Genomic DNA, 405 nt, shown 5'->3' on the forward strand with positions numbered 1-405 from the left:
CCTCGAAGCCGCCCCCACCACCAGCACGTCGGCACGTCCCCAGCACCGCAGGGGGACAATGAGGTCATGGCCGATCTCGACGACCTCCGCGACCGTTTCGCCCGTGCTCTGGAGAGCGCCCGGGGCGGTGACGGTCCCGATCCGGGGCCGTACGCCGACAACCTCCTCGGCCGCTGGCAGGAGCCGCAGCGGCACTACCACACGCTCTCCCACCTGACGGCGGTCCTCGACCACGTCGACGTGCTCCAGGAGTATGCGGACCGGCCGGACCTGGTGCGCCTGGCGGCCTGGTTCCACGACGCCGTCTACCTCCCGGACCGCTCGGAGAACGAGGAGCGCTCCGCCCGCCTCGCCGAACGCGCCCTCCCCGAAGCCGGACTCCCCGCCGACGGGACGGCCGAGGTG

At 73.1% G+C, this 405-nt stretch carries 1 pseudogene; it reads left to right on the forward strand.

Annotated features, from left to right (window positions below):
- Window positions 1-66: 66 nt before the first annotated feature.
- A pseudogene (locus EHS43_RS45960) lies at window positions 67-405 on the forward strand (hypothetical protein); the annotation flags it as partial.

Origin of the sequence: Streptomyces sp. RP5T (genome assembly GCF_003933965.1) — a bacterium.
In the GTDB taxonomy this organism is placed as follows: Bacteria; Actinomycetota; Actinomycetes; order Streptomycetales; family Streptomycetaceae; genus Streptomyces.